The organism is Rathayibacter sp. YIM 133350 (assembly GCF_037404875.1).
Taxonomy (GTDB): domain Bacteria; phylum Actinomycetota; class Actinomycetes; order Actinomycetales; family Microbacteriaceae; genus Orlajensenia.
The window spans coordinates 48,462-73,629 of record NZ_JBBELO010000026.1 but is presented as its reverse complement, the minus strand read 5'-3'; the positions used below and the strand labels follow the sequence as shown (position 1 = coordinate 73,629).

The window sequence follows — 25,168 nt, the reverse complement described above, 5'->3', positions numbered from 1 at the left end:
GCCTACGCTCGAGCCGGTGGCGCGCGGTGCCCGAATAGGCCTCTCGCGGGCCGGCGCCGGATACACGAACGCGCACCCCGTCGCCGGGATGCGCGTCGCGTGATCGCTGCTTCGGATCAGGCCTGGTTGGCCTTCTTCAACCGCGAGGTGGCGCGTGCGCGCGACTGCGCGTCGAGCTCGACCTTGCGGATGCGCACGGCGGTCGGGGTGACCTCGACGCACTCGTCCTCGCGGGCGAACTCGAGGCACTCCTCGAGGGAGAGCTGGCGCGACGGAGTCATCGACTCGAAGTTGTCGGCCGTGGACTGACGCATGTTCGTCAGCTTCTTCTCCTTGGTGATGTTCACGTCCATGTCGTCGGCGCGCGAGTTCTCGCCGATGACCATGCCCTCGTAGACCTCTTCGGTCGGGTTGACGAAGAACGTCATGCGCTCCTGAAGGGCGATGATCGCGAACGGGGTCACGACACCGGCACGGTCGGCCACGATGGAGCCGTTGTTGCGCGTCACGATCTCGCCCGCCCAGTCGCCGTAGCCGTGCGAGATGGCGTTCGCGATGCCGGTGCCGCGCGTCGTGGTGAGGAACTCCGTGCGGAAGCCGATGAGCCCGCGCGAGGGAACGACGAACTCCATGCGCACCCAGCCGGTGCCGTGGTTGGCCATGTTCTCCATGCGCCCCTTGCGGGTCGCCATGAGCTGCGTGATCGCCCCGAGGTATTCCTCGGGGGCGTCGATCGTCAGGTGCTCATACGGCTCCTGCAGCTTGCCGTCGACACGCTTGGTGACCACCTGCGGCTTGCCGACGGTGAGCTCGTAGCCCTCGCGGCGCATCTGCTCGACGAGGATGGCGAGGGCCAGCTCGCCGCGTCCCTGCACCTCCCAGGCGTCGGGGCGGCCGATGTCGACGATCTTGAGCGAGACGTTTCCGACCAGTTCCCGGTCGAGGCGGTCCTTGACCATGCGGGCGGTGAGCTTGTGGCCCTTGACCTTGCCGACGAGCGGCGAGGTGTTGGTTCCGATGGTCATCGAGATGGCGGGGTCATCGACGTGGATCTGCGGCAGCGGGTGCACGTTGTCGGGGTCGGCGAGGGTCTCGCCGATCGTGATGTCCTCGAATCCGGCGACGGCCACGATGTCGCCGGGGCCGGCGCTCTCCGCGGGGTAGCGCTCGAGGGCGCGGGTCTTGAGCAGCTCAGTGATGCGCACGTTCTGCACCTGGCCGTCGTGGCGCACCCAGGCCACGGTCTGGCCCTTGGAGAGGGTGCCGTTGAAGACGCGCAGCAGGGCGAGCCGGCCGAGGAACGGCGACGCGTCGAGGTTGGTCACCCACGCCTGCAGGGGCGCCTCGTCGTCGTAGGTCGGGGCCGGGATGTGCTCGAGGATCGCACCGAAGAGCGGCTCGAGGTCGGGGTTGTCGGGAAGCTCGCCGTTGGCCGGCTTGTTCAGGCTCGCGGCGCCGTTGCGGCCCGAGGCGTAGACGACGGGAACGTCCAGCAGCGCGTCGACGTCGAGGTCGGGCACGTCGTCGTGAAGGTCGGAGGCCAGCCCCAGCAGCAGGTCCTGGCTCTCGGCGACGACCTCGTCGATGCGCGCATCGGGGCGGTCGGTCTTGTTGACCAGGAGGATGACGGGCAGCTTGGCCTCGAGGGCCTTGCGCAGCACGAAGCGGGTCTGGGGCAGCGGCCCCTCGGAGGCATCCACCAGCAGCACGACACCATCGACCATGGAGAGGCCGCGCTCGACCTCGCCGCCGAAGTCGGCGTGACCCGGGGTGTCGATCACGTTGATCGTGATGGGGGTGCCGTCGGAGTGGGCGCCGCGGTAGGTGATCGCCGTGTTCTTGGCGAGGATCGTGATGCCCTTCTCACGCTCGAGCTCGTTCGAGTCCATCGCGCGCTCATCGACGTGGGCGTGGTCGGAGAAGGAGTGGGTCTGGTTGAGCATGGCGTCGACGAGCGTCGTCTTGCCATGGTCGACGTGGGCGACGATGGCCACATTCCGGAGGTCTGCGCGCGTGGCGATGGCCATGAAGAAATTCCTTAGGTGTCTGTCTCGCGCCGGCGAATCGCCGGTCCCCGCGAGCGTCTCGAAGGGCGGATGCCCGCGAACGTGCCGGCATCATTGCGGTCCGCGCTCCCCACGAAGGGGGCGTCGCTGTGGGAGGTGCGGGAGCCACGACGGGCTCCAAGCACACAAGTGTACCGTGCTTCAGGAGACGACGGACGCCGCGACGGCCTCGAGGGGCCGCCGCGGCATCCGCTGCGGGAGAAACTCAGCTCGCGAGCTCGATTCCCGCACCCGGGATCGCGGCGAGCAGGTCTTGGGTATAGCGCTCGCGCGGGTTGTCGAAGACCTCATCGGTGGTCGCGGCCTCGACGATCTTGCCCTTCTGCATGACGCTGACGTAGTCGGCGATCACGCGCACGACCGCGAGGTCGTGCGTGATGAAGAGGTAGGTCAGGTCGAGCTCGGCCTGCAGGTCGGCGAGCAGGCGCAGGATCTGCGCCTGCACGAGCACGTCGAGCGCCGAGACGGCCTCGTCGAGGATGACGATCTCGGGCTTCAGTGCGAGGGCACGCGCGATGGCGATGCGCTGGCGCTGACCGCCCGAGAGCTCGTTGGGGTAGCGGCTGACGAGGGTGCGCGGAAGCGAGACCTGGTCGAGCAGCTCGTAGACGCGCTCGCGGCGCGTGGCACGTGTGCCGTAGCCGTGAACGTTCAGCGGTTCGCCGATGGTGTTGCCGATGTTGCGCAGCGGGTTCAGGGAGCCGTAGGGGTCCTGGAACACCGGCTGCATCCGGCTGCGTAGGTTGAACAGCTGCTTGCCGGATGCCGCAGCGAGGTCCTGTCCGCCGACGACGATCTTGCCGCTCGTGGCCGTCTCGAGGGCGAGCAGCATCTTCGCGACCGTCGACTTGCCCGATCCCGACTCGCCGACGAGGGCCATCGTGGTGCCCTTGTCGATCGTGAACGAGACCTTGTCGACGGCGGTGAACTCGCCGGAGCCGCGGATCTTGAAGACCTTGGTGAGGTCTTCGACCACGATGGCGGGCTCCTTGGCCGTGATCTCCTCGATGGACTCCGCGTGGCGCTCCGCCGTCGCGATGAGGTCGATGACCTCTGCGCCGGCGTCGTTGGAGTGGTCGAGTTCGGCCGCGCTCAGGCTCGTGCTGGACTGGATGCGGCGCGAGGCAAGGCTCGGCGCCGCAGCCACCAGGCGCTGGGTGTAGGGATGCCGCGGGTTGCGGAGGATCTCAGCGGAGGAGCCGGACTCCACCACGCGGCCCTTGTACATCACGACGAGCTTCTCGGCTCGCTCGGCTGCGAGTCCGAGGTCGTGCGTGATGAAGAGCAGCGTGGTGCCGAGGTCGCGCGTGAGGGTCTCGAGGTGGTCGAGGATCACGCGCTGAACCGTCACGTCGAGAGCCGAGGTCGGCTCGTCGGCGATCAGCAGCTTGGGGTTGGATGCCAGGCCCATGCCGATGAGCACGCGCTGTCGCATTCCGCCCGAGAACTGGTGCGGGAACTGACGCAGACGGCGGTCGGCGTCCTGCAGGCCGGCCTGCTTGAGCACCTCGACGGCGCGCGCCTTCACGTCCTTCTTGCCGGTCGCGATGCCGTTGGCGCGAATGGCCTCCTGCACCTGGAAGCCGATGGACCACACCGGGTTCAGGTTCGACATCGGGTCCTGCGGGACGAAGCCGATGCGCTTTCCGCGCACGTTCTCCATCTCCTTCTGCGAGAAGGTCGCGAGGTCTTCACCGTCGAGCAGGATCTGCCCGCCGGTGATCTTCCCCGTTCCGGGCAGCAGGTTGATGATCGCGTGGGCCGTGGTCGACTTGCCCGACCCCGACTCCCCCACGATCGCGAGCGATTCGCCGCGGTAGAGGGAGATGTTGACGCCGTCGACGGCCTTCACGACGCCGGTCTGGGTGCTGAAGCCGACCTCGAGGTCCTTGATCTCGAGGATGGGACGCTCGGTCTCCTCCGTCGAACTCGTGCGGGCGGCCGGCGCTGTCGCGAGCCCACCGGTCGTTGCGGGGTGGCTCATCGCTGGGCCCTCGCCTTCGGGTCGAGCGCATCGCGAACGACCTCACCGAGCATGATGAAGCTCAGCACGGTGATCGAGAGCGCGAGGGACGGGTAGATCAGGGTCATCGGGTTGTTGCGCAGGTCGTTCTGGGCCTGGCTGATGTCATTGCCCCACGACATCGTCGTCGGCGGCAATCCCACTCCGAGGAAGGAGAGGGTTGCTTCTGCCACGATCGCCGCAGCGAGCGAGATCGTCGTCACGACGATGACCGGAGCGATCGAGTTGGGCAGCACGTGCCGCACCAGGATGCGGAACCGCGACACGCCCAGGGCGGTCGCCGCCATGACGAAGTCGGCATTCTTCACCCGCAGGATCTCCGCCCTCAGCACGCGCGCGGTCGATGGCCAGGCGAAGATGCCGATGGCCAGCGAGATGATCCACACGCTGCGGTAGGCCGAGAACACCGACATGATGACCACGGCGGCCAGGATGTAGGGGATCGAGAAGAAGATGTCGCCGACGCGCGAGAGCACCGCGTCGACCCAGCCGCCGTAGAAGCCGGCGAAGGCGCCGAAGACGATGCCGAGCACCGCGACGAGCACGGTCACGATGATGCCCACCGAGAGCGACGTCGACGTGCCGAAGATGATGCGCGCGTAGACGTCGCAGCCCTGCTTCGTGTACCCCAGCCAGTGCCCGTTCGAGGGGCCCTGGTTGCTGAAGTCGAGGTTGCAGTAGCGCGGGTCCACGCTCGTGAACAGGCTGGGGAACAGCGCAACGACCACAATGAGCACGATGAGCACCGATGAGATCCAGAACATGGCGCGCTTGCGCACGTCGTGCCAGGCGTCGATCCAGAGGTTGGACGGCTTGCCCTCGGTCTTGACGGAGTCGATCGCGACGAGCGGCGTCTCCTCGACCGGGGCGACGTAGTGTTCGAAGGTTCTGGTCTTACTTGGCATAGCGGATCCTCGGGTCGAGCACGGCGTAGAGCAGATCCACCAGCAGGTTCACCACGAGGTAGATCAGCACCATGACGGTGACGAACGACACGACGGTCGGACCCTCACCGCGGATGATGGCCTGGTAGAGAGTTCGTCCAACGCCGGGCACGTTGAAGATGCCCTCGGTGACCGTCGCTCCGACCATCAGCGTTCCGAAGTCCACAGCCAGGTAGGTCACGACCGGGATCAGCGAGTTGCGCAGGATGTGCACGGGAACGATGCGCCGGCGGCTGAGGCCCTTGCTCGCCGCGGTGCGCACGAAGTCCTGGCCGCCGGTCTCGATCACGCTCGAACGGGTCAATCGCATGATCTGCGCGAAGCTGATCGTGGCGAGCACGATCGCCGGGAGTATGAGGTCCTGAATCGGGGCGCCAGTGCCAACGGTGGTCCGGAACCATCCCAGCTTGATACCGAGCAGCCATTGCAGCACGAAGGCGATCACGAAGATCGGCAGCGAGATGAGCACGAGGCTGACGACGAGCGACGAGGCGTCGAAGATGCCGCCCTTGCGCAGGCCGCTCACGAGGCCGATGCCGATGCCGGCGACCATCTCGATGAGAACGGCGATCAAGGCCAGCCGCAGCGTGACGGGGAAGGTCTGCGCGAGGATCTCGGCAACGGGCTGACCCGAGAACGAGACACCGAGGTCGCCGTGCAGGATGTTGCCCAGGAAGATGAAGTACTGGACGATGAACGGCTGGTCCAGGTGGTACCGGGCGCGCAGGTCGGCCAGGACCGCGGGGTTCGGCGTCTTGTCGCCGAACAGGGCGACGATGGGGTCGCCCGGCATGGCGAAGACCATGAAGTAGATGAGGAACGTCGTGCCGAGCAGCACCGGAACGGCCTGCAGGATGCGACGGAGAATGTAGCCGGCCATGGGATCAGGCCCCGCTATCCGGGGATTCAGGCATGAGAGTGGAACCTAACTGTCGGACAACCTCGACCGATCCAGCTTAACGCGGTAGCGCGTGACGAGCATCGGCGAGCGTGGGAATGGGGCGGCAGCTCTTAGCTGCCGCCCCACGCAACGTCTCAGGGATTCTAACCCCCAAGCGGTGCCCAGCGAGAATTACTTGCCGGCCTTGGTGATCGCGTAGTAGAGCGGCACCGAGTTCCAGCCGAACTGGACGTCCGACACCTTGTCGCTCCAGGCGCCGTTCACCGTGGAGTACCACAGCGGGATGGCGGGAAGGTCCTGGAAGAGGATCTCCTGAACGTCCTGGAACTTCTTGTTGGCGGCATCGAGGTCGGTCTCTGCGAGGCCTTCCTTCAGCAGCTCGTCAACCTTGGGGTTGGAGTAGTCGCCGTCGTTCGAGCCTGCGCCCGTGCCGTAGAGCGGGCCGAGGAAGTTGTACAGGGCCGGGTAGTCGGCCTGCCAACCGGTGCGGAACGCCGTCTGGATGGAGCGGTCGGTGATCTTCGTGCGCGCCTCGGCGAACGTGGGGTACGGGTCGCCGGAGGCGTCGATGCCGAGCACGTTCTTGATCGAGTTCGTCGTGGCGTCGACCCAGTCCTGGTGTCCACCGTCGGCGTTGTAGGCGATCTTGAAGGTGCCGTCCCACGGGGAGATGGCGTCGGCCTTGGCCCACAGTTCCTTCGCCTTGTCGGCGTTGTAGTCCAGCACGTCCGCGCCCTTGAGCTTCTCCGAGTAGCCGTCGATGACGGGCGAGGTGAAGTCGTGCGCGGGGGTGCGGGTGCCCGAGAAGATCACGTCGGTGATCTGCTTGCGGTTGATCGCCAGCGAGATGGCCTGGCGACGCAGGTTTCCTTCCTCACCCGAGAAGTGGGGCAGGCGGGCCGGGATCGTGAACGACTGGAAGATCGCCGCGGCCTGGTTCACCGAGTGGTCCGGGAAGTCGTCCTGGTAGCTGCCCAGTGCGCTCGTGGGGATCTGGTCGACCACGTCGAGGTTGCCGCCCTGGAGGTCGGCGTACGACGCGTCCTGGGTGGCGTAGAAGATGATGTCGAGGCCGCCGTTCTTGGGAACACGTCCGCCCTTGTAGTCATCGTTCTTGACGAGGGAGATCTTCTCGTTGTGCTTCCAGGCGCTCTTGCCGTCGAGCTTGTACGGGCCGTTGCCGATGGGGTTCTGGCCGAAGGCGTCGAGGTCCTTCCACGCCGCCTCGGGCAGCGGGTAGAACGCGGAGTAGCCGAGACGCAGGGGGAAGTCCGACTCGGGCTGAACGAGGTCGACCGTGAAGGTGTTGTCGTCCACGACCTTCAGGCCGGGCAGCTCGGCGACGTTCTCGTCGTAGCTGAAGCCCTCGATCGACTCGAAGAAGTAGCTGGAGAGCTGGTTGTTGTCCTTGGCGGCGCCGTAGTTCCATGCCTTCACGAAGGACTCAGCGGTCACGGGCTCACCGTTGGTGAACTTCTGACCCGACTTGATCTTGATCGTGTAGTGCTGCGCATCGTCGGTCTTGATGGACTCGGCCATGTCGTTGACCGGCTTGCCCTTGGCGTCGTAGTACACCAGACCGGCGAAGATCTCGTCGAGGATCTTGCCGCCACCCGTTTCGTTGGTGTTCGTCGGGATCAGCGGGTTCTGGGGCTCGGAGCCGTTCGTGGTGATGACGGCCGACGAGGAACCCGTCGAGGCGGTGTCGCCGCTTCCCGTGCTGCAGCCGGACAGCGCGAGGGCGCCTGCCGCGGCAAGAGCAATGGCTGCTACGCCAAATCTCTTGTTTCTCAATTTTCCTCCTGTGAAGTGGGCGACGGCGGCACGGTTTTCGAGCGCGCGCGAGCGCCAATGAATCTAAAAGTATGGAGGAGAGGTCGAGAAACCAAACTCCGGGCGCAAACGTTACACATCAGAAACCAACCGGCCTCCCTTCCGGTGCTGCGACGCCACTTGCTGCAACAAAGTTGCGTGCGCCGTCCGTTCCTGGCAGGCGACTCCGCGTTCCGGTGAGAGGATGGGGCCTCGTGAGCGACTCATCGGTGCAGCCCCCGGCATCCGAGCCGATGTCGCGGTCGCGCACCTGGACCGAGATCGTGATCGTGCTCGGGCTCTCGCTCGGCGCATCGGCCGTCTATTCGATCGTCGCGATCATCGCCCGCGTGACGGATGAGAAGCCGCTGGCCGACCAGTCCGCCGCGCTGAATCCCGCCCAGTCCACCCGCGAGTGGCTGGACTTCACCTACCAGTTCCTCGACGTCTTCTTCGGATTGTTCGCCGTCGCGCTCGTGCTCTACCTTCTCTGGCAGCCCGGGCGCAGCCCGTTCCGGCGTATCGGCTTCGACCTGCGACGACCGGGGCGCGACGCGCTCGCCGGTCTCGGGCTGGCCGCCGTGATCGGCGTGCCCGGGCTCGGCCTCTACGCCCTCGGGCGCCTCGTCGGCATCACGGTCGACGTGCAGGCCTCGCCCCTGGATCCGCACTGGTGGAGCGTGCCCATCCTCGTACTGTCCGCATTGCGTGCCGCGTTGACGGAGGAGGTGATCGTGGTCGGCTACCTCTTCACGCGCCTGCGGCAACTGGGCTGGGGCCGCTGGAGCATCATCCTCTCAGCGGCGCTGCTGCGCGGCAGCTACCACCTCTACCAGGGCTTCGGCCCGTTCCTCGGCAATGCCGCGATGGGGGTCGTGTTCGGATGGTGCTATGCCCGGTGGGGCCGCGTCATGCCCCTCGTCATCGCGCACGCTCTACTCGATATCGTCTCGTTCGTGGGGTATCCGCTCGCTGTCGCCTGGTGGCCGGGCCTCTTCCACTGACGCGGGATACCCGGTAGGTGCGGCGCGCGAGGTGCTTCGCGTGCCGGTCGGCGGATGCCGGCAGCTCGAGCACGCGACGCGTCACGACCGCCGCCTGCGCGGCCTCAGGCCGAGGAGCCACACGGGGATCGGCCTGGGCGATCGCCTCATCGTCCGAAGCGAAGGCGGCACGCCGCGAGGGCGTGCACACGATGATGACCTCGGGTATCCACTGCGCGACGCCGTAGGCGTGGTCGCTCACGGCCTGGGCCTGGCGCAATGCCGCTGCGGTACCCGGATCGCGGCGTTGCAGGGCGGCCGCCCGCGACTCCAGGCTCAGCCTGTTGCCGATCGCGGCCAAGCCGATGATGAGGGCGACGAAGCCGACCTCGACGCCCGTCCACATGAGATCTACGAGATTCACGGACCCTCCCGATGCCTGGCCGCAGGCGAGGCAGCGCTGCGCCGATCGCAACCCTGCGCCGATCGCAACGCTACGCCGGGAGGGGCCGGAATGCTACCGGAATCGCCCCGGGCGATCAGTCGGCGAACGCCTCGGGCGGAGGGCACGCGCACACCAGGTTGCGGTCGCCGTACGCCTGGTCGATGCGGCGTACCGGGGCCCAGTACTTGGTGCGGATGAGAGCGTGCACCGGATAGACCGCCTGCTCCCGGGTGTACGGATGCTCCCACTCCCCCACGATCGCCGAACGTGCCGTGTGCGGCGCGTTCCGCAGCGGGTTGTCATCGGCCGGCCACTCGCCCCGGCCGACCGCATCCGCCTCGGCCTTGATCATGATCATCGCCTCGATGAAGCGGTCGATCTCGTCGAGGTCCTCGCTCTCGGTCGGCTCCACCATGAGCGTTCCCGCGACGGGGAACGACATGGTCGGTGCGTGGAAGCCGTAGTCGATCAGGCGCTTGGCCACGTCGTCGACGCTCACGCCGGTCGCCGCGGTCAGCGGGCGCACATCGATGATGCACTCGTGCGCCACGAGCCCGTTGTCCCCGGTGTAGAGCACCGGATAGTGCTCGCGCAGCCGGACGGCGATGTAGTTGGCCGAGAGCACAGCAGCGCCCGTGGCCTGCTTGAGCCCCTCCGCCCCCATCATGCGCACGTAGGCCCACGAGATCGGCAGGATGGACGGGGAACCGTACGGAGCCGCGGAGATCGGTCCGCCGGCGTGCACGACGGGGTCGGCTCCGCGCGAGACGTGGTCGGCACGCTGGGCGAGCGGATGCCCGGGCAGGAACGGCGCAAGGTGCGCCTTCGCCGCGACGGGGCCGACGCCGGGGCCGCCGCCGCCGTGCGGGATGCAGAAGGTCTTGTGCAGGTTCAGGTGCGAGACGTCGCCGCCGAAGTCACCGAACCGCGCGAAGCCGAGCAGTGCGTTCAGATTGGCGCCGTCGACGTAGACCTGTCCGCCGGCGTCGTGCACGGCCTGCGTGATGGCGAGCACCTCGTGCTCGTACACGCCGTGGGTCGAGGGATAGGTGATCATGAGCGCGGCGAGGGTCTCGGCGTGAGCGGCGATCTTCGCCCGCAGGTCATCGAGGTCGACGTTGCCGAGCTCGTCGCAGGCGACCACGACGACCTTCATGCCCGCGAGCACCGCGGAGGCGGCGTTGGTGCCGTGGGCGCTCGAGGGGATCAGGCAGACGGTGCGCTCGTCCTCCCCGTTGGAGGCGTGGTAGCCGCGGATGGCGAGCAGTCCCGCGAGCTCGCCCTGGCTGCCGGCGTTGGGCTGCAGTGAGACGGAGTCATAGCCGGTCACCTCGGCCAGCCAGCTCTCGAGCTGCTCGATCATGCCGAGCGAGCCCAGCACGTCGGCCTCGGGGGCGAACGGGTGCAGGTCGGCGAACTCCGGCCACGTCACCGCCACCATCTCGGTGGCGGCGTTGAGCTTCATGGTGCAGGAGCCGAGCGGGATCATGCCGCGATCCAGCGCGTAGTCCCGGTCGGCGAGCTGCTTCAGGTAGCGCATCATCGCGGTCTCGGAGTGGTGGCTGTTGAACACCGGGTGCCCCAGGTAGCCGCTCGTGCGGCGCAGCTCGTCGGGCAGGGAGTTCACCGCAGGGTCGGCGCGAACCGAGTACTCCCCCTCCACCGGCAGCCCGAACGCCGACGCGATGCGCTCGAGGTCGGCATCCGTCGTCGTCTCGTCGACCGAGACGCCCACCATGGCATCGTCGACGAGCAGCATGTTGTAGCCGAGCAGGCGCGCCCGCTCGACCACGAGCGCGGCCGATCCGGGAACCTGCACGCGCAGGGTGTCGAAGAACCGCTCGTGAGAAAGGTGCAGGTCATAGCCGCGCAGCGCTTCGGCGAGCGCCTCGGCGCGGGCAGCCACCATGGTGGCGATGTGACGGATGCCGTGCGGGCCGTGGTAGACCGCGTACATCGAGGCCATCACGGCGAGGAGCACCTGCGCGGTGCAGATGTTCGAGGTGGCCTTCTCGCGGCGGATGTGCTGCTCGCGCGCCTGCAGGCTGAGGCGGTAGGCCGGGTGGCCGTCGGCATCCTGCGAGACCCCGACGAGCCGTCCGGGCAGCTGACGCTCGAGCCCAGAGCGCACCGCCATGTAGCCGGCGTGCGGGCCGCCGAATCCCATGGGAACGCCGAAGCGCTGGCTGGTGCCTACGGCGACGTCGGCGCCGAACTCCCCGGGGCTCGTGATCAGTGCGAGGGCGAGCAGGTCCGCGGCGACGACCGCCAGGCCGCCCTGCGCCTTCGTCGCAGCGACGACGTCGGCGGGACTCCACACCCGGCCTGACGCGGAGGGGTACTGCACGAACACGCCGAAGTGGTCGCCGAGTGCGGCGATGCCCGCGGGGTCGAGGTCGGCGAGCGGCGCGGGCACGAGTTCGATTCCGACGGCGGCCGCGCGCGAGCTCAGCAGTGCGAGCGTCTGCGGAAAGGCGTCGGTGTCGACGATGAACCGGTTCGCTGCGCTCTTGGAGGCGCGGCGGGCCAGCAGCATCCCCTCGACGACGGCCGTTCCCTCGTCGAGCATGGAGGCGTTGGCGGTAGCGAGGCCCGTGAGGTCGGTGACCATGGTCTGGAAGTTGATCAGGGCCTCGAGCCGGCCCTGCGAGATCTCGGGCTGGTAGGGCGTGTAGGCGGTGTACCAGCTCGGGTTCTCGAGCACGTTGCGGGTGATGACGGACGGGGTCAGCGTGCCGTAGTAGCCCAGGCCGATGAGCGAGGTGCGCACCGTGTTCTGCGCGGCGATCCCGCGCAGCTCTTGCAGTGCCTGGCGCTCGGTCGCGGCGGGCGGGATCACCGAGTCCAGGTGCTGCCCGATCTGGATCGACGCGGGCACGGCGGCGGCGAGCAGCTCATCGAGCGAGTCGTAGCCGAGCGCATCGAGCATCACGCGCTGGGCATCGGGACCGACGCCGATGTGACGGCGACCGAAGGCGTCGGCGGCGAACGTGCCCCCGCCGAAGGCGCCGGTGGAAGCCGCGGTCGTTGGACGGTGCAGGTCGGTGAGCGTCATCGTGCCTTACTCTCCGCCGACGATCGCCGAGTACTCGTCGAACGAGAGCAGCGGGGGCAGCTCGGTGAACCGCACCTTGACGAGCCAGCCCTCGCCGAAGGGGTCGCTGTTCAGCAGTTCCGGGCTCGCCGTGACCGCATCGTTGGTCTCGGTGACCTCACCGTCGACCGGCGCGAACAGCTCTCCGACCGATTTCGTGGACTCGATCTCGCCGACGACGGTGCCACCCGAGATCTCGGTGCCGACGCTCGGCAGGTCGACGAACACGACGTCGCCGAGCTTGTCGGCTGCGTAGGCGGTGATGCCGATGGTGGCGATCTCCCCCTCGACGAGCACCCACTCGTGCTCGGCGGTGTACTTCAGTTCGGTCTTGTCAGCCACGTGCTGCGTCCTCTCGAGGGGGGTTTACTTCTGGCGCTTGTAGAAGGGAAGGGGCACGACTCTGGCGGGGATGCGGGTCCCGCGCACGTCGATGTAGAGCTCCGTGCCCTCGGCAGCCAGGTCGGGGTGAACATAGGCCATGGCGATCGGATGCCCGAGTGTCGGCGAGAGCGCTCCGCTCGTCACGATTCCGGCTGGCGGCTCATCGTCGCCCTCGGCAGCCGGGGTCGCGTAGACGTCGTAGCCGGCCCTGCCCGCGCGGCGGCCCTCCGCCGCGAGGCCGACGAGCACGGGCGCGTCCCCGTCGGGGCCGGCCTCGGCGGCCGATCTGCCGACGAAATCGCCCTTCTTGGCGAGGGCCACGACCCGGCCGAGGCCGGCTTGGGCGGGATGGATGTCGGTTCCCAGCTCATGTCCGTACAACGGCATCCCGGCCTCGAGTCGAAGGGTGTCGCGGCTGGCCAGGCCGGCCGGCACCACGCGGGGGCCGCCGGTCTCCTGCAGTGCCCGCCAGATGCGCGCGGCACGCGCGACGCCGACGTAGATCTCGAAGCCGTCCTCGCCGGTGTAGCCGGTGCGGGCAACGAGCACCGGGCCACCCTCGAACTCCGCGGCGATGCAGCGGTAGTAGCGCAGCGCGGCGACGGCCGCGATGAAGTCGTCGGCGTCGTTGCCAGGGCCCTGCACTCCGAATCCAGGGGTCTGCTGCAGGATGTCGAGGGCCTCGGGCCCCTGGAGAGCGATGAGCGCGATCTCATCGCTCTCGTCCTGCACGTCGGCCTCGAACGGCGCTGTGCGATCGCGCAGCTCCTCGGCCACGAGTTCGCGGTTGGAGGCGTTCGCGACCACGAGGTAGCGGTCCTCGCCGGTGCGGTAGACCACGAGGTCATCGAGCACGCCGCCCTCGCGACCCAGCAGCAGGGTGTACTTCGCCTGGCCGATCTCGATGGCCGAGAGCGCGCCGGCGAGCGCGTAGTCGAGCGAGGCGGCAGCCTCGGGCCCGACCACGAGGATCTCCCCCATGTGGGACAGGTCGAAGAGGCCCGCGTGGGTGCGCACGGCGTGGTGCTCGGCGAGATCGCTCGAGTAGCGCACCGGCATCTGCCAGCCGGCGAAGTCGGTGAAGCTCGCGCCGGCATCGACGTGCGTCTGGTGCAGGGGGCTGAGTCGGTCGGACACGAGTTCTCCAGGGATGCGCAAGCGGCGCGGTCGAGACCGCTGGGAACTCCCCCTCTGTCGTTTCTGCCTGAGAGTTTCGCTTCGCGTTCGTCGCGGGGAGCTTTCACCGTCGGCGGGATGCCCTGTACGGCAGGCATCCGCTTTTCAGAGTGGCCTCGTCTTTGCGGTGTGGTGACCTGAGAGATTGGCGGGGAGGCTTGCTCCGTCGGTGCCGGCGAACCGGCTCTCCCGCAAGGCGTCGATGGCCCGATATGAGATTGTGGGGCCAGTCTAGCGGCACCCCGACGGCCTCAGGACGCGTCGACGGGCACCAGCCTCAGGGTCACGCCGTGCGACTTCTCACCGACGACCGTCCCCACGATGCGCGGACCGTGCCGGTCGTACTTGGCGTGGTACGCCGCGTCGATGTCGTCCTGGGCGGCGTCCTCGGCATCCGCGAACTCGACGTCGCGTTCCACTCCCGCGGCGCGGATGCTGCCCCGCCCGCTGGCGAGCGCGCGACGGTACCACGGGTTGTCCGAGCCGTAGGCGGAACGGACGTAGAGCTCGTCGCCCGCCCTGACCGCCCAGATGGTGACGTATGGACGCAGCGATCCGTCGGCGCGTCGAGAGGCGATGCCGATCTCTTCCGCCGCACCGATCTTCTGCAGTTCCTCTGGAGTCCAGTCGGCCATCACATCACCCGCTCTGCCGTCGCCCGGGACCGGCCCCAGGCTCTCCCACCATTCAAGTGCATTCGGCCCCACGGCGGGAGGCCTGGCGCAACCCCTCTCCGCGGTGTAACCGACACGCCCTCGGTTTGGAGTTCTGGTCGGATTGACTGTAAGGTGAGCCTCGAGTTACGGTCATCATGACCATTACTCGGCTGAACGATCGGATCGCGAGCATGAGCGCAGCGCAGACGGGGCCTGAACGGGCACCCGAAGCCGGCACGGGTGCGGCCCTCGCTGTCTCGACGGTCATCTTCGCGCTCCGACCTGACGAGGCCACCGGCCGGATGACGCTCTGGACGCCGCTCGTGCGCCGCATCCGTCAGCCGCAGCAGAACCTCTGGGCGCTTCCGGGCGGGTGGCTGCCCACCGATGAGGAGCTCGTGACCGCCGCCGCCCGCACGCTCGGCGAGACAACGGGGCTGGCGCCCACCTACCTCGAGCAGCTGTACACCTTCGGCGACCTCGGCCGCTCCCCCGGCCGCCGCGTGATCTCGGTCGTGTACTGGGCACTCGTGCAGTCCTCCGAGGCGGAGCGCGCCGCCGTCGGCGAGAACGTGCGCTGGTTCGCCGCCGACCAGCTGCCCGCCCTGGCCTTCGATCACAATCGCATCGTCGAGTACGCGCTCTGGCGGCTGCGCACGAAGGTCGAGTACGCCCGCATCGCCCACGCCTTCCTCGGTGAGACGTTCACGCTGGCCGAACTGCGCGAGGTGCACGAAGCCGTGCTGCAGCGCACCCTGGACCCCGCGAACTTCCGTCGCACGGTCGAGGCGTCGGGAACCGTCGTGCCGACCGGCGAGCTGCAGTCCGGCACCCGCCACCGCCCCGCGCGGCTCTACCGCTACGAGGCATCCGTCGACCTCGCCGACCGGGGACCCCTCGGCCGCGAACGCGTCACCCGAACAGGAGAACAGCAGTGAGCATCATCGAGACCCGCCCCGTGCCCGCCTCCGTCGACTTCGTCATCCGATCGGTCGAGGGCGGAACGTCGACGGGCAGCACGTGCACGCCCGAGCTCGCGAAGGGCCCGTGGGAGTTCGATCGCGGCGCGCCGGGCTATGGGCCGGGTTCGTCGATGGGCGACGTGATTCCGGTCGGGTCGCCGCGCCAGGGCGAGCTGCCGCGGGAGTACCGCGCGGCATCCGGACTCGAGCTCGACGTGCGCATCCGCGCGGCCAAGAAGACGCTCGGTGACCGGGCCGTCATTCTGGGGCACTTCTACCAGCGCGACGAGGTCGTGCAGTACGCCGACTTCGTCGGGGACTCCTTCCAGCTCGCCAAGGCGGCACAGGCGAAGCCGGACGCCGAGGCGATCATCTTCTGCGGCGTGCACTTCATGGCCGAGACCGCCGACGTGCTCTCCGCGCCCGAGCAGGCGGTCATCCTGCCGAACCTCGCCGCGGGCTGCTCGATGGCCGACATGGCCGACATCGACTCCGTGCAGGAGTGCTGGGAGGCGCTGGAGGACCTCTACGGGACCGAGCCGGATGCCGAGGGCCGGGTTCCGGTCATCCCCGTCACCTACATGAACTCGTCCGCGGCGCTCAAGGGCTTCTGCGGAGAGCACGGCGGCATCGTCTGCACCTCCTCGAACGCCGAGACGGTGCTCGAGTGGGCCTTCGAACGCGGTCAGCGGGTGCTGTTCTTCCCCGACCAGCACCTCGGCCGCAACACGGCCAAGGCCATGGGCGTTCCGCTCGAGCGGATGCCGATGTGGAACCCGCGCCGCCCCCTCGGCGGCAACGACGCGGCTGCGCTCAACGACGCCCGCGTCATCCTGTGGCACGGTTTCTGCAGCGTGCACAAGCGCTTCACCGTCGACCAGATCGCGCGGGCGCGCATCGACCACCCGGGCGTTCGCGTGATCGTGCACCCCGAGTGCCCGATGGCCGTCGTCGACGCGGCCGACGAGTACGGCTCGACCGACTACATCACCAAGGCGATCGCCGCGGCTCCCGATGGCTCGACCTTCGCGATCGGCACCGAGATCAACCTCGTGCAGCGCCTCGCCGCCCAGTACCCCCAGCACACCATCTTCTGCCTCGATCCGGTGATCTGCCCCTGCTCGACGATGTACCGCATCCACCCGGGCTACCTCGCGTGGGTGCTCGAATCACTCGTGCACGGCGAGGTCGTCAACCGCATCACCGTGGCCGCCGACGTCGCGGAGCCCGCGCGCGTCGCCCTCGAGCGGATGCTGGCCGCCAAGCCTCCGGTCGGCCCCGTGGCTGCGCTGGCGGGGGCCTGATCATGCGCGTGCTCGTCATCGGCAGCGGCCTCGCCGGGCTGTTCGCCGCGGTGCGCGCCGCGGATGCCGGCCACGAGGTCCAGCTCGTGACCAAGGGCGCGCTGGCCGCGAGCAACACGGCGTACGCCCAGGGCGGCATCGCGGCCGCCCTCTTTCCGGATGACTCCACCGACAGCCACATGCTCGACACCCTCGCGGCCGGCGACGGCATCTGCGACGTGAACGCCGTGCGCGTGCTCGTGGACGAGGGGCCGGCGCGCGTTCGCGACCTCATCCGTTTCGGCGTGCGCTTCGACTCCGACGGCGCGGCACTGGCCCGCGGCTTGGAGGCCGCCCACGTGCGTGCGCGGGTGCTGCACGCCGGCGGCGATGCGACGGGTGCCGCCATCGAGCAGGCGCTGATCGCATCCGTTCGCGCGCGTGCCGTGCAGATCTTCGAGCACACGATGCTCCTCGACCTGCTGACGGATGCGGCGGGCGCCGTCACGGGCGCCACCCTGCTCCCGACCTCGGCCGAGGTGCCGACCAGGTTCGACGTGTTCGCCGATGCCGTGATCCTCGCCACCGGAGGCGCCGGCCAGCTCTACGCCCACACGACCAACCCTGCGGTGGCCACCGCCGACGGAGTCGCGGCGGCCTGGCGCGCGGGAGCGCAACTGGCCGATCTCGAGTTCGTGCAGTTCCATCCCACCGCTCTCGCCATCCCCGGCACCCCGCTCGTCTCCGAGGCGGTCCGTGGAGAAGGAGCCGTGCTCGTGAACGAGCGCGGCGAGCGCTTCATGCTCGACGTGCATCCGCTCGCGGAGCTCGCCCCGCGCGACGTCGTGGCGCGAGCGATCGCCGTCGAGATGGCGGCACAGGGCGGTGTTCCGGTGCGACTGGATGCGACGGCCATCGGCCGCACGGAACTCGAGCACCGCTTCCCCACGATCACCGCTGCGACGCGCGCCGCGGGCTACGACTGGGCGTCGTCGCCGGTGCCCGTCTCGCCCGCGGCGCACTACTGGATGGGCGGCATCGCCACCGATCTCGACGGCGCAACCTCCCTGGCCGGTCTGTTCGCGATCGGTGAGTGCGCCTGCACGGGCGTGCACGGTGCGAACCGGCTGGCATCCAACTCACTCCTCGAGGCCGCTGTCTTCGCCGACCGGGCCGTGCGGGCGCTCCCCACTCGTGCGCCGGTGCCGATCAGCGGAGCCGACGGCCGCCACGCCGATGCCGCGGCGCCTGAACCCGGCGCGTCGCATCCGAACTCCGCCGACTCGCACGGCAGCCTTCGGTCCGAGATCCAGGCGATCATGTGGGAGAACGTCGGCGTCTTGCGCACCGGCGATCGCCTCCGCGCCGCCGTCGAGCGCCTCGACGCGCTCGAGCGGCCCGACACCGCTGCGGGATGCGCGGCGGCCGTCGCCGAGACAGCCAACCTGCTCGACGTGGCACGACTCGTCGCGCGCGCCGCACTCGCCCGGGAGGAGTCGCGCGGTGCGCACTTCCGCGCCGACTTCCCGAGCGCGGACCCCGGGCTTGCCGGCCGCGTGCCCGCGAGAGAGGACGCCATCGCATGCTGAACCCCGCCGCGATCGACCGGATCGTCTCCGCCGCTCTCGAGGAGGACGCCCCATGGGGCGACATCACGAGCGAGGCCCTCATCCCCGCCGAGGCGAGCGCGACCGCCCACCTCGTCGCGCGGGAACCCGGCGTCTTCAGCGGAAGCGCGCTCTTCGCGGCGGCCTTCCGCCTGACGGACGGCCGCATCGCGCTCTCGCAGCGCGTGCCCGACGGCGCCGCCTTCGAGGCGGGTGACGTGCTCGCCGAGGTCAGCGGGCCCGCCCGCGGCATCCTGCAGGCCGAGCGCATCGGCCTCAACTTCGTTCAGAGGATGTCGGGCATCGCGACCCTGACGAGCCGGTACGTCGCCGCCGTGCAGGGAACGCAGGCACGCATCGTCGACACCCGCAAGACGACTCCCGGGCTGCGCGCGTTGGAGCGGGCGGCCGTCATCGACGGCGGCGGCCGCAACCACCGCCACTCCCTGAGCGACGCGGTCATGGCGAAGGACAACCACCTGGCCGTGCTCACCGCGGGCGGGCTCAGCGTGACGGAGGCGCTGCACGCCGTGGCCGCCCGCCTCTCGCACACGACGCACATCGAGGTCGAGGTCGATCGGATCGACCAGATCGAGCCCGTTCTGGCCTCGGGAGTCGTCGGCACCATCATGCTCGACAACTTCACTGCCGAACAGCTCGTCGAGGGCGTCGCCCTCGTCGCGGGGCGCGCCGTGGTGGAGGCCAGTGGCGGCGTCAGCCTCGACACCGTGCGGGCTCTCGCCGAGACCGGCGTCGACGTCATCTCGGTCGGCGCGCTGACGCACTCGGTGCGCTCGCTCGACCTCGGCCTCGACGTCGTCGTGCAGGCGTTGCCGTGATCTACCTCGACAATGCGGCGAGCACCCCGGTGCGGCGCGAGGCCATCGAGGCCATGTGGCCCTACCTGACCGGCGAGTTCGGCAACGCCTCCAGCCACCACCGGCTCGGCGAGGTCGCGGCCGAGGCCCTCGCGGCCGCGCGCGCCGCCGTGGCGCGGGTGACAGGCGCGCGGGCCGGCGACGTCGTGTTCACCTCCGGCGGCACGGAGGCCGACAACCTCGCCGTCAAGGGCATCGCCCTCGCGTCTGGCCGCGGCCGGCACATCATCACGACGCCACTCGAGCACGAGGCGGTGCTCGAGAGCGTGGAGTACCTGCGCACCGAGCACGGCTTCGAGGTGAGCATGCTCGCTCCGGATGCGACGGGTCGCGTCTCGCCCGAGGAGCTCGCGGCCGTGCTCCGGCCCGACACCACGCTGGTGAGCGTGCAGTACGGCAACAACGAGATCGGAACCCTCCAGCCCATCGCGGAACTCGCCGCGCTCGCTCGCGCGGCCGGAGTCCCCTTCCACACCGACGCGGTCCAGGCCGCCGGCTGGCTGGCCCTCGACATCGACACGCTCGGGGTCGACGCACTCTCCCTCGCCGGGCACAAGGTGGGCGCGCCGAAGGGGACGGGAGCACTCGTCGTGCGTGGCCGCATCCCCCTGCAGCCGGTGCTGCACGGCGGCGGACAGGAGCGCGGGCGGCGCAGCGGCACCGAGAACGTCGCGGGTGCCGTCGCCTTCGCCACCGCTCTCGCCCTCGCCGAGGCCGAACGCGCGGAGGCAGCCGCCCGTGTGAGCACGCTGCGCGACCGTCTGATCGCCGATGTGCTGAACGCCGTCCCGACGGCCCTGCTCAGCGGGCATCCGCAGCAGCGCCTGCCCGGATGCGCGTCGTTCCTCTTTCCCGGAACCAGTGGCGAGGCGGTGATGCTCGAGCTCGAGCGCAGGGACGTGCTGTGCTCGAGCGGGTCGGCCTGCGCGGCGGGCAGCGACGAACCCTCGCACGTACTCACCGCGATCGGCGTCGAGCCCCTGGTCGCTCAGACAGCGGTGCGGTTCACGCTGGCGACGACGACGTCAGAGAGCGACCTGCGCGATGTCGCCCAGGCGGTCGCTGAGTCGGTTGAAGCGCTCGTCGGCGCCGGGCGCTGAGACGGCCGCCACAAACGCGGTGAGCATGTCGCGTCCCGGACGCCAGCCTCCGAGACCGCTCGCACTGTTGATGTGGCCGATCGGTCCCGCGACGATGAGTGTGGCACCCCACTGGCTCGCCAGGCTCGACGACGCCTCGACAGAGGCATAGGGATCGTCGCTGCTGGCCACGAGAAGAGCCGGAACCCGAAGGCGCTCGCGGGTGAGGCCGACGAACGTTGACGCCTCGCGGGCGGGAAAAGCCGGGGCGTGATCATCGGGTGCGGCCACGAGGAACGCCCCCGCCGCTCGTCCTCCACGTCGGAGCCACTCGGTCGCCGCGAGGGTGCCGAGGCTGTGCGCCACGAGCACGGTCGGCTCGACGCTGCGGGCGACGGCCGTGTCGATGGCCCTCAGCCAGTCCTCCAGATCGGGTGCGTCCCAACCGGCCGGGGCGATGCGGATGGCCGTGGCATCCCCGCGCTCCCAGACGCTCTGCCAGTGCTCGGTGCCCGACCCACCGATCCCCGGAACCATGACCAGGCTCACGTTGCCTCCCCTCCCGACCTGCGACCACCGGTGGCCGCGGATTCACACTGTACCCACAGCGTCGCCGATGCGTTCGCATCCGCTCCGGGCGATCGGCGTATCAGCATGTCGGCCCGTCCCGATAGCGTGATCGTGAATCCCGGCAAGAAACCGTCGTCGCCCGGGAATGGGGCGCTGCTTCGGCGAGTTCTCTCCCAATACACTCTCCACTCTTCATCCACATCGTCAGCGCGTCGGGGTACCGACGATCGGGGGATCCTGCACGTGACCGAATACAGCAACACCGACACCCTCTCTCCCGGCGGGGCCTCACTGAGCGAGGCCGGCGACGAGGCCCGGGCGACGCGCGAACGCGGCGTGCTCTGGGTACTGCTCGTGGCGACCTTCGTCGTCATCCTCAACGAGACCATCATGAGCGTGGCCATCAAGACGCTCCAGCTCGATCTCGGCATCGACGCGCGCTCAGCGCAGTGGCTCTCGACGTCGTTCATGCTCACGATGGCCGTCATCATCCCGATCACGGGATTCCTGCTGCAGCGTTTCACCACCCGGGCGATGTTCATCACCGCGATGGGGCTGTTCTCCGCCGGAACGCTGCTCGCCGCACTGGCGCCGGGCTTCGAGGTGCTGCTCGGCGCCCGCATCGTGCAGGCATCGGGCACGGCGATCATGTTCCCGCTGCTCATGACGACCCTCATGACCGTGGTGCCGCCCTCCCAGCGGGGCAAGACCATGGGCAACGTCTCCATCGTCATCTCGGTCGCCCCGGCCATCGGGCCGATCATCTCGGGCATCGTGCTCTCGGTGCTGTCGTGGCGGTGGATGTTCTGGATCGTGCTGCCCATCGCACTCCTCATGCTGCTCATCGGCTTCCGCCGCCTGCAGAACGTGGGCGAGCGTGTCGACGCGCCCATCGACGCCTTCTCGATCGTGCTCTCGGCGCTCGGCTTCGGCGGCCTCATCTACGGCCTCAGCCGCATCGGAGCGGATGCCGGCGAGAGCGCCGCAGACGCCGCCGTCTCGCTGACGCAGATGTGGGTCGCCCTCGGGGTGGGTGCGCTCGCGCTGGCCGGCTTCATTGTGCGCCAAGTGCTGCTCCAGCGCCGTGATCGGGCCCTGCTCGACCTGCGGGTGTTCACCTCCGGCAACTTCACGGTCGCCATCGGCATGATGGCCGTCTCGATGGCCGCCCTGTTCGGCACCATCATCGTGCTGCCCATCTACATGCAGCAGGTGCTTCACCTGCCCACCTGGCAGATCGGTGCCATCCTGCTTCCCGGTGGCCTCATCATGGGACTGCTCGCTCCTCTCGTGGGCCGGCTCTACGACCGCATCGGCCCCCGCGCGCTCCTGGTGCCCGGAACGATCATCGTGAGCGCAGTGCTCTGGGCACTCACGATGCTCTCGGAGACGACGCCGTGGTGGATGGTGCTCGGTGCCCACGTCATCCTGAGCGTCGGCCTCGCATTGCTGTTCACGCCGCTCTTCACGGCCGGTCTCGGCTCCATCCAGCCGCACCTGTACTCCCACGGCAGCGCCGTGATCGGAACGGTGCAGCAGGTGGCGGGCGCCGCCGGAACGGCGCTGTTCGTTACGCTGCTGGCCACGCAGACGGCAACGCTCACGGGCGCGGGCGTGGCGACGGATGCGGCGGCCGCCGGCGGGGTGCGCACGGCGTTCTTCGCCGGGGCGATCATCTCGCTGTTCGCGGTGGCCGCGGCCTTCTTCATCCGCAAGCCGGCGGACGTGCCCGACGAGCTCGCGATCCACTGATCGCAGGGGCAGCAGCTCGCGGACGCGCAAGCCCCTGAAGCGCTCGGGCTGCGCTGAGTATGGTGAGCTCATGAGCACGGATGCCGAGAACCGCGAGCCCGAGAAGACGCCCGACGAGGGCGAACAGGAGCAGGCCGCCCTCGCCCCCGAGGAGGAGCAACTGGAGGGGTGGCTTCCGGAGGCCACGCCGACCGAGGGCGGCGCACCAGCGCCCTGAGCCGACTCGAACGGCTTTGCGGATGGACCCGCTCAGCTCCAGTGGATGTCTGCGGGCGAGTCCGGAATCGAGATGGTGGGCCGTCGCGCGACGATGACGGGAGCACCCCAGCCGTCGTACTCGCCTCCGTTGGCCTCGACGATCTCGCAGACGTCGCGCACGAATCGGCGCACGCTCTCCTCGTCGAGGGCGTCGACGCGGCGAGCGCAGAGCGAGAACCGGCCGCCGGCCGCGAAGATCGATCCCGTGAAGCCCGCGCCCTCGAGCTGGCGTGCCGCGGCATCCAGTGCGGAGCAATCGGGGAAGTACGCGAAGTGCTCCACGTCGCGAGGCTGCGCAAGATCGTCTCCGAGGATGCGGCGATTCTCGAGTTGGGCGCGATCTACGGCGAATTGCGAAGCGAGGCGTCGGGTGCGCTCGGTGGGCATATCGGGTTCCCTTCGTGTGACCTGTACGGGTCACACTAGATCAGGGCACACGCGAGCCGCCTTCTTTCTCCACAGGGTTGACAGACCGGGCGGGGTTCAGGAACAGTTCGGCCGGCAGCTTCGCTGAGAGAGGGCGTCCACGAGCACGTTGCCCAGGTCTTCCGGCCGGGTCGCCGTGTAGGCCGCTCCCCCTGTCGTCTTCGCGATCTTCGTCATCGCGTCCAGGTCGGTGTCGGGGCCGAAGCCGATGAGGATGACGGGAACCGGCTTGCGCGGATCGTTCTGCGCCGCGAGCTTGGCGAGCAGGTCGTCGAGCGAGATGCCGCCCTCGTCCTCGTTCTTGCCGTCGGTGATCAGCAGCACCGAGTTGACCTTGGTGGGGTCGTAGCTCTCGCGCACCCGTGCCACGGCGGCGAGGGTGGTGTCGTAGAGGCCGGTCGCGCCGCCGAGGCGCGACGGGAGTGAGGCGATGATGTCGGCGATCTGCTGTGAGTGCGCGGCGTCCCCCAGGGGTGCGATGGGCGAGAGGTCCTCCCAGTCCTGATCACCGGCGCGCTTGGTCGAGAAGACCCAGACCCCCATCTCGACCTCGCCCGAGAACTTCTGCATCGCGCCCGTTGCCGCCTGCTGGAAGATGTCGATGCGTCGCAGACCGCTCTCGGTCGGCTCCTCCATCGATCCGGAGACATCGATGAGCGCGAGCATCCGTGAGCGAAGGGTGAGCACCGACCAGGTACGCAGCAGCCCGAGCTGGGCGGCGCCGTCGGCTGCCCCTGGCGCACTCACCGGATCGGCCAGTACGCCGTCTGAGCGCAATCGCCCGCCGCCGGCTCCGTTGCGGAAACCCGCCTCGGCGAAGACCTCGGAAGCGTCGTTGGCCGCCGTCTGAAAGGCGGCGACGAGGGCGTCCTTCTTCTTCGACCCGGTCGAGGAACCCTGAACGCGCACGAACGGGAATCCGACGGATGCCGTGCCGTCCGCGGGATACAGGGCGAGGAACGCGTCTTGCGGCGACGCGGTGTTGGCCGCCACCACCTGCTGCTCGGTGGTGATGACCGCGGTCGGGGTGGGCGACTGGGCCGCCGCGGCGAGGGCGGCATCGACGGAGCGCGGAATGGTCTTGCCCAGGGCGATCATCGCTGCGGCAAGGGGTCGCGGATCATCCGCAGGGGCGCGGGACTGGAGCGCTCCGAGAGCGGTGAGGCTGGCCGCACTGCCCTCCGGATCGGGCAGCAGCGCGGGCAGCGTGCCGGCCAGCAGGCCCGACCAACCGACGCCCGCCTTGGCGTACTCCGTCGCCTGCGTCGCGGGAGCCGCGAACACGAGAGGACTGGAGGCGATGGCCGGACCGAAGGCGGCCGCGGGGGTCGGTCGGCCGAGCGACGCCGCCGTCGCGGCCAGGCGTTCACTCCACGCCGGCGAGTCCGGAACCCACACGTCGGCGTGGGGGTCGTTGCCAGCAGCCAGGATGGATGCCGTGTCGGCGGAATCCTCGGCACGCACGCGAGTGCTCACGCAGCCGTGCCGGGCCTCATCGAAATCGCGCGCCACGTTCTTCAGCGCCCGCGCGATGGCGGGGTCGGCGACCACGTCGATGTTCTGCACCGAGCAGCGAGTCGCGGCATCCGCCGTGCCGGAGAAGTCGGAGAACAGGTCGCCCAGCCATCCCCCTGTCCAGGCGAATGCTCCGGTGACGACGAGCACCGCCGCGACGGCCAGGCTCAGCGCAACCACCAGGAGGCCGCGTCGTCGCCGCCTCACGCTGTGACGTCCCACACACACTCCGTCGTCATGCGGGTACCCGCAGCCGTCACTGGCACATTCGGACCACCCTGAACGGGGGTGGCCTGCGTCAGTGTATTACGAATCCTCATGATCGCGCGCACTCCCGGTGTCCGCGTCGTGGAC

At 69.1% G+C, this 25,168-nt stretch carries 21 protein-coding genes and 1 riboswitch; of the genes, 8 read left to right on the top strand and 13 right to left on the bottom strand.

Annotated features, from left to right (window positions below):
• Window positions 1-116: 116 nt before the first annotated feature.
• The 5 genes from typA to WDJ51_RS08120 all read right to left on the bottom strand — a co-directional run bounded on the left by typA (window position 117) and on the right by WDJ51_RS08120 (window position 7,728).
• Window positions 117-2,027 (bottom strand): translational GTPase TypA, encoded by a 1,911-nt coding sequence (typA, locus tag WDJ51_RS08140; RefSeq protein WP_337851938.1) that lies wholly within the window; start codon window positions 2,025-2,027, stop codon window positions 117-119.
• A 244-nt stretch (window positions 2,028-2,271) separates the two neighbouring features.
• Window positions 2,272-4,050 (bottom strand): ABC transporter ATP-binding protein, encoded by a 1,779-nt coding sequence (locus WDJ51_RS08135; RefSeq protein ID WP_337851937.1) that lies wholly within the window; start codon window positions 4,048-4,050, stop codon window positions 2,272-2,274.
• Window positions 4,047-4,994: an ABC transporter permease gene (locus WDJ51_RS08130; RefSeq protein WP_337851936.1), complete on the bottom strand. Its 948-nt coding sequence runs from the start codon at window positions 4,992-4,994 to the stop codon at window positions 4,047-4,049. The genes WDJ51_RS08135 and WDJ51_RS08130 overlap by 4 nt, the downstream gene beginning before the upstream one ends.
• Window positions 4,984-5,913 carry an ABC transporter permease gene (locus WDJ51_RS08125; protein WP_337851935.1) on the bottom strand — a complete coding sequence of 310 codons (930 nt, stop codon included), beginning with the start codon at window positions 5,911-5,913 and terminating at the stop codon, window positions 4,984-4,986. The genes WDJ51_RS08130 and WDJ51_RS08125 overlap by 11 nt, the downstream gene beginning before the upstream one ends.
• A 192-nt stretch (window positions 5,914-6,105) precedes the next feature.
• Entirely contained in the window at window positions 6,106-7,728 is a 1,623-nt protein-coding gene (locus WDJ51_RS08120) for a peptide ABC transporter substrate-binding protein (RefSeq protein WP_337851934.1), read from the bottom strand.
• 272 nt (window positions 7,729-8,000) lie between these two features.
• On the opposite strand from WDJ51_RS08120, the gene WDJ51_RS08115 reads away from it, so the two are divergent.
• A complete protein-coding gene (locus WDJ51_RS08115; RefSeq protein ID WP_337851952.1) occupies window positions 8,001-8,750 on the top strand; it encodes a CPBP family intramembrane glutamic endopeptidase in 750 nt (249 codons plus the stop codon).
• On the opposite strand, the gene WDJ51_RS08110 is transcribed toward WDJ51_RS08115, so the two are convergent.
• From WDJ51_RS08110 to WDJ51_RS08090, 5 genes are all read right to left on the bottom strand, one after another.
• Window positions 8,668-9,153 carry a hypothetical protein gene (locus WDJ51_RS08110; protein WP_337851933.1) on the bottom strand — a complete coding sequence of 162 codons (486 nt, stop codon included), beginning with the start codon at window positions 9,151-9,153 and terminating at the stop codon, window positions 8,668-8,670. The two genes, WDJ51_RS08115 and WDJ51_RS08110, sit on opposite strands and share 83 nt — an antisense overlap.
• Window positions 9,154-9,268: 115 nt before the next feature.
• Window positions 9,269-12,229, bottom strand: a complete 2,961-nt coding sequence (gene gcvP, locus WDJ51_RS08105) for an aminomethyl-transferring glycine dehydrogenase (RefSeq protein ID WP_337851932.1) — start codon at window positions 12,227-12,229, stop codon at window positions 9,269-9,271.
• 6 nt (window positions 12,230-12,235) lie between these two features.
• Window positions 12,236-12,610, bottom strand: coding sequence for a glycine cleavage system protein GcvH (gene gcvH / locus WDJ51_RS08100; RefSeq protein WP_337851931.1), 375 nt, complete (start codon window positions 12,608-12,610; stop codon window positions 12,236-12,238).
• Window positions 12,611-12,634: 24 nt separating this feature from the next.
• Window positions 12,635-13,789, bottom strand: a complete 1,155-nt coding sequence (gene gcvT, locus WDJ51_RS08095; protein ID WP_337851930.1) for a glycine cleavage system aminomethyltransferase GcvT — start codon at window positions 13,787-13,789, stop codon at window positions 12,635-12,637.
• A 154-nt stretch (window positions 13,790-13,943) separates the two neighbouring features.
• Window positions 13,944-14,030, bottom strand: a riboswitch (glycine riboswitch).
• A gap of 49 nt (window positions 14,031-14,079) precedes the next feature.
• The gene (locus tag WDJ51_RS08090; protein WP_337851929.1) at window positions 14,080-14,463 is read right to left on the bottom strand and encodes a DUF2255 family protein; all 384 of its coding nucleotides are present in this window, start codon (window positions 14,461-14,463) and stop codon (window positions 14,080-14,082) included.
• Window positions 14,464-14,675: 212 nt separating this feature from the next.
• On the opposite strand from WDJ51_RS08090, the gene WDJ51_RS08085 reads away from it, so the two are divergent.
• Genes WDJ51_RS08085 through WDJ51_RS08065 form a run of 5 tightly spaced genes read left to right on the top strand, consistent with a single transcriptional unit; the run spans window position 14,676 to window position 20,314 of the window.
• Complete coding sequence (locus WDJ51_RS08085) at window positions 14,676-15,422, top strand: NUDIX hydrolase (protein ID WP_337851928.1); 747 nt, start codon at window positions 14,676-14,678, stop codon at window positions 15,420-15,422.
• Window positions 15,419-16,750, top strand: a complete 1,332-nt coding sequence (gene nadA, locus WDJ51_RS08080; RefSeq protein ID WP_443218471.1) for a quinolinate synthase NadA — start codon at window positions 15,419-15,421, stop codon at window positions 16,748-16,750. The genes WDJ51_RS08085 and nadA overlap by 4 nt, the downstream gene beginning before the upstream one ends.
• Before the next feature lie 2 nt (window positions 16,751-16,752).
• Complete coding sequence (gene nadB / locus WDJ51_RS08075; RefSeq protein ID WP_337851927.1) at window positions 16,753-18,318, top strand: L-aspartate oxidase; 1,566 nt, start codon at window positions 16,753-16,755, stop codon at window positions 18,316-18,318.
• Window positions 18,312-19,175 carry a carboxylating nicotinate-nucleotide diphosphorylase gene (gene nadC, locus WDJ51_RS08070; protein ID WP_337851926.1) on the top strand — a complete coding sequence of 288 codons (864 nt, stop codon included), beginning with the start codon at window positions 18,312-18,314 and terminating at the stop codon, window positions 19,173-19,175. The genes nadB and nadC overlap by 7 nt, the downstream gene beginning before the upstream one ends.
• Window positions 19,172-20,314: a cysteine desulfurase family protein gene (locus tag WDJ51_RS08065; protein WP_337851925.1), complete on the top strand. Its 1,143-nt coding sequence runs from the start codon at window positions 19,172-19,174 to the stop codon at window positions 20,312-20,314. The genes nadC and WDJ51_RS08065 overlap by 4 nt, the downstream gene beginning before the upstream one ends.
• Here WDJ51_RS08065 and WDJ51_RS08060 read toward each other — a convergent pair.
• Entirely contained in the window at window positions 20,240-20,842 is a 603-nt protein-coding gene (locus tag WDJ51_RS08060; protein ID WP_337851924.1) for an RBBP9/YdeN family alpha/beta hydrolase, read from the bottom strand. The genes WDJ51_RS08065 and WDJ51_RS08060 overlap by 75 nt on opposite strands.
• A 264-nt stretch (window positions 20,843-21,106) precedes the next feature.
• Between WDJ51_RS08060 and WDJ51_RS08055 the strand changes: the two genes are divergently transcribed.
• Together WDJ51_RS08055 and WDJ51_RS08050 are read left to right on the top strand one after the other, a co-directional pair.
• The gene (locus WDJ51_RS08055; RefSeq protein ID WP_443218470.1) at window positions 21,107-22,615 is read left to right on the top strand and encodes a DHA2 family efflux MFS transporter permease subunit; all 1,509 of its coding nucleotides are present in this window, start codon (window positions 21,107-21,109) and stop codon (window positions 22,613-22,615) included.
• Between the two features lie 70 nt (window positions 22,616-22,685).
• Window positions 22,686-22,832 carry a hypothetical protein gene (locus tag WDJ51_RS08050; protein ID WP_337851923.1) on the top strand — a complete coding sequence of 49 codons (147 nt, stop codon included), beginning with the start codon at window positions 22,686-22,688 and terminating at the stop codon, window positions 22,830-22,832.
• 32 nt (window positions 22,833-22,864) lie between these two features.
• Here WDJ51_RS08050 and WDJ51_RS08045 read toward each other — a convergent pair whose 3' ends face one another.
• A complete protein-coding gene (locus WDJ51_RS08045) occupies window positions 22,865-23,260 on the bottom strand; it encodes a ribonuclease E inhibitor RraB (protein ID WP_337851922.1) in 396 nt (131 codons plus the stop codon).
• 96 nt (window positions 23,261-23,356) lie between these two features.
• On the bottom strand, window positions 23,357-24,994 hold the full coding sequence (locus WDJ51_RS08040; RefSeq protein ID WP_337851921.1) for a VWA domain-containing protein: 1,638 nt from the start codon (window positions 24,992-24,994) through the stop codon (window positions 23,357-23,359).
• Window positions 24,995-25,168 lie beyond the last annotated feature (174 nt).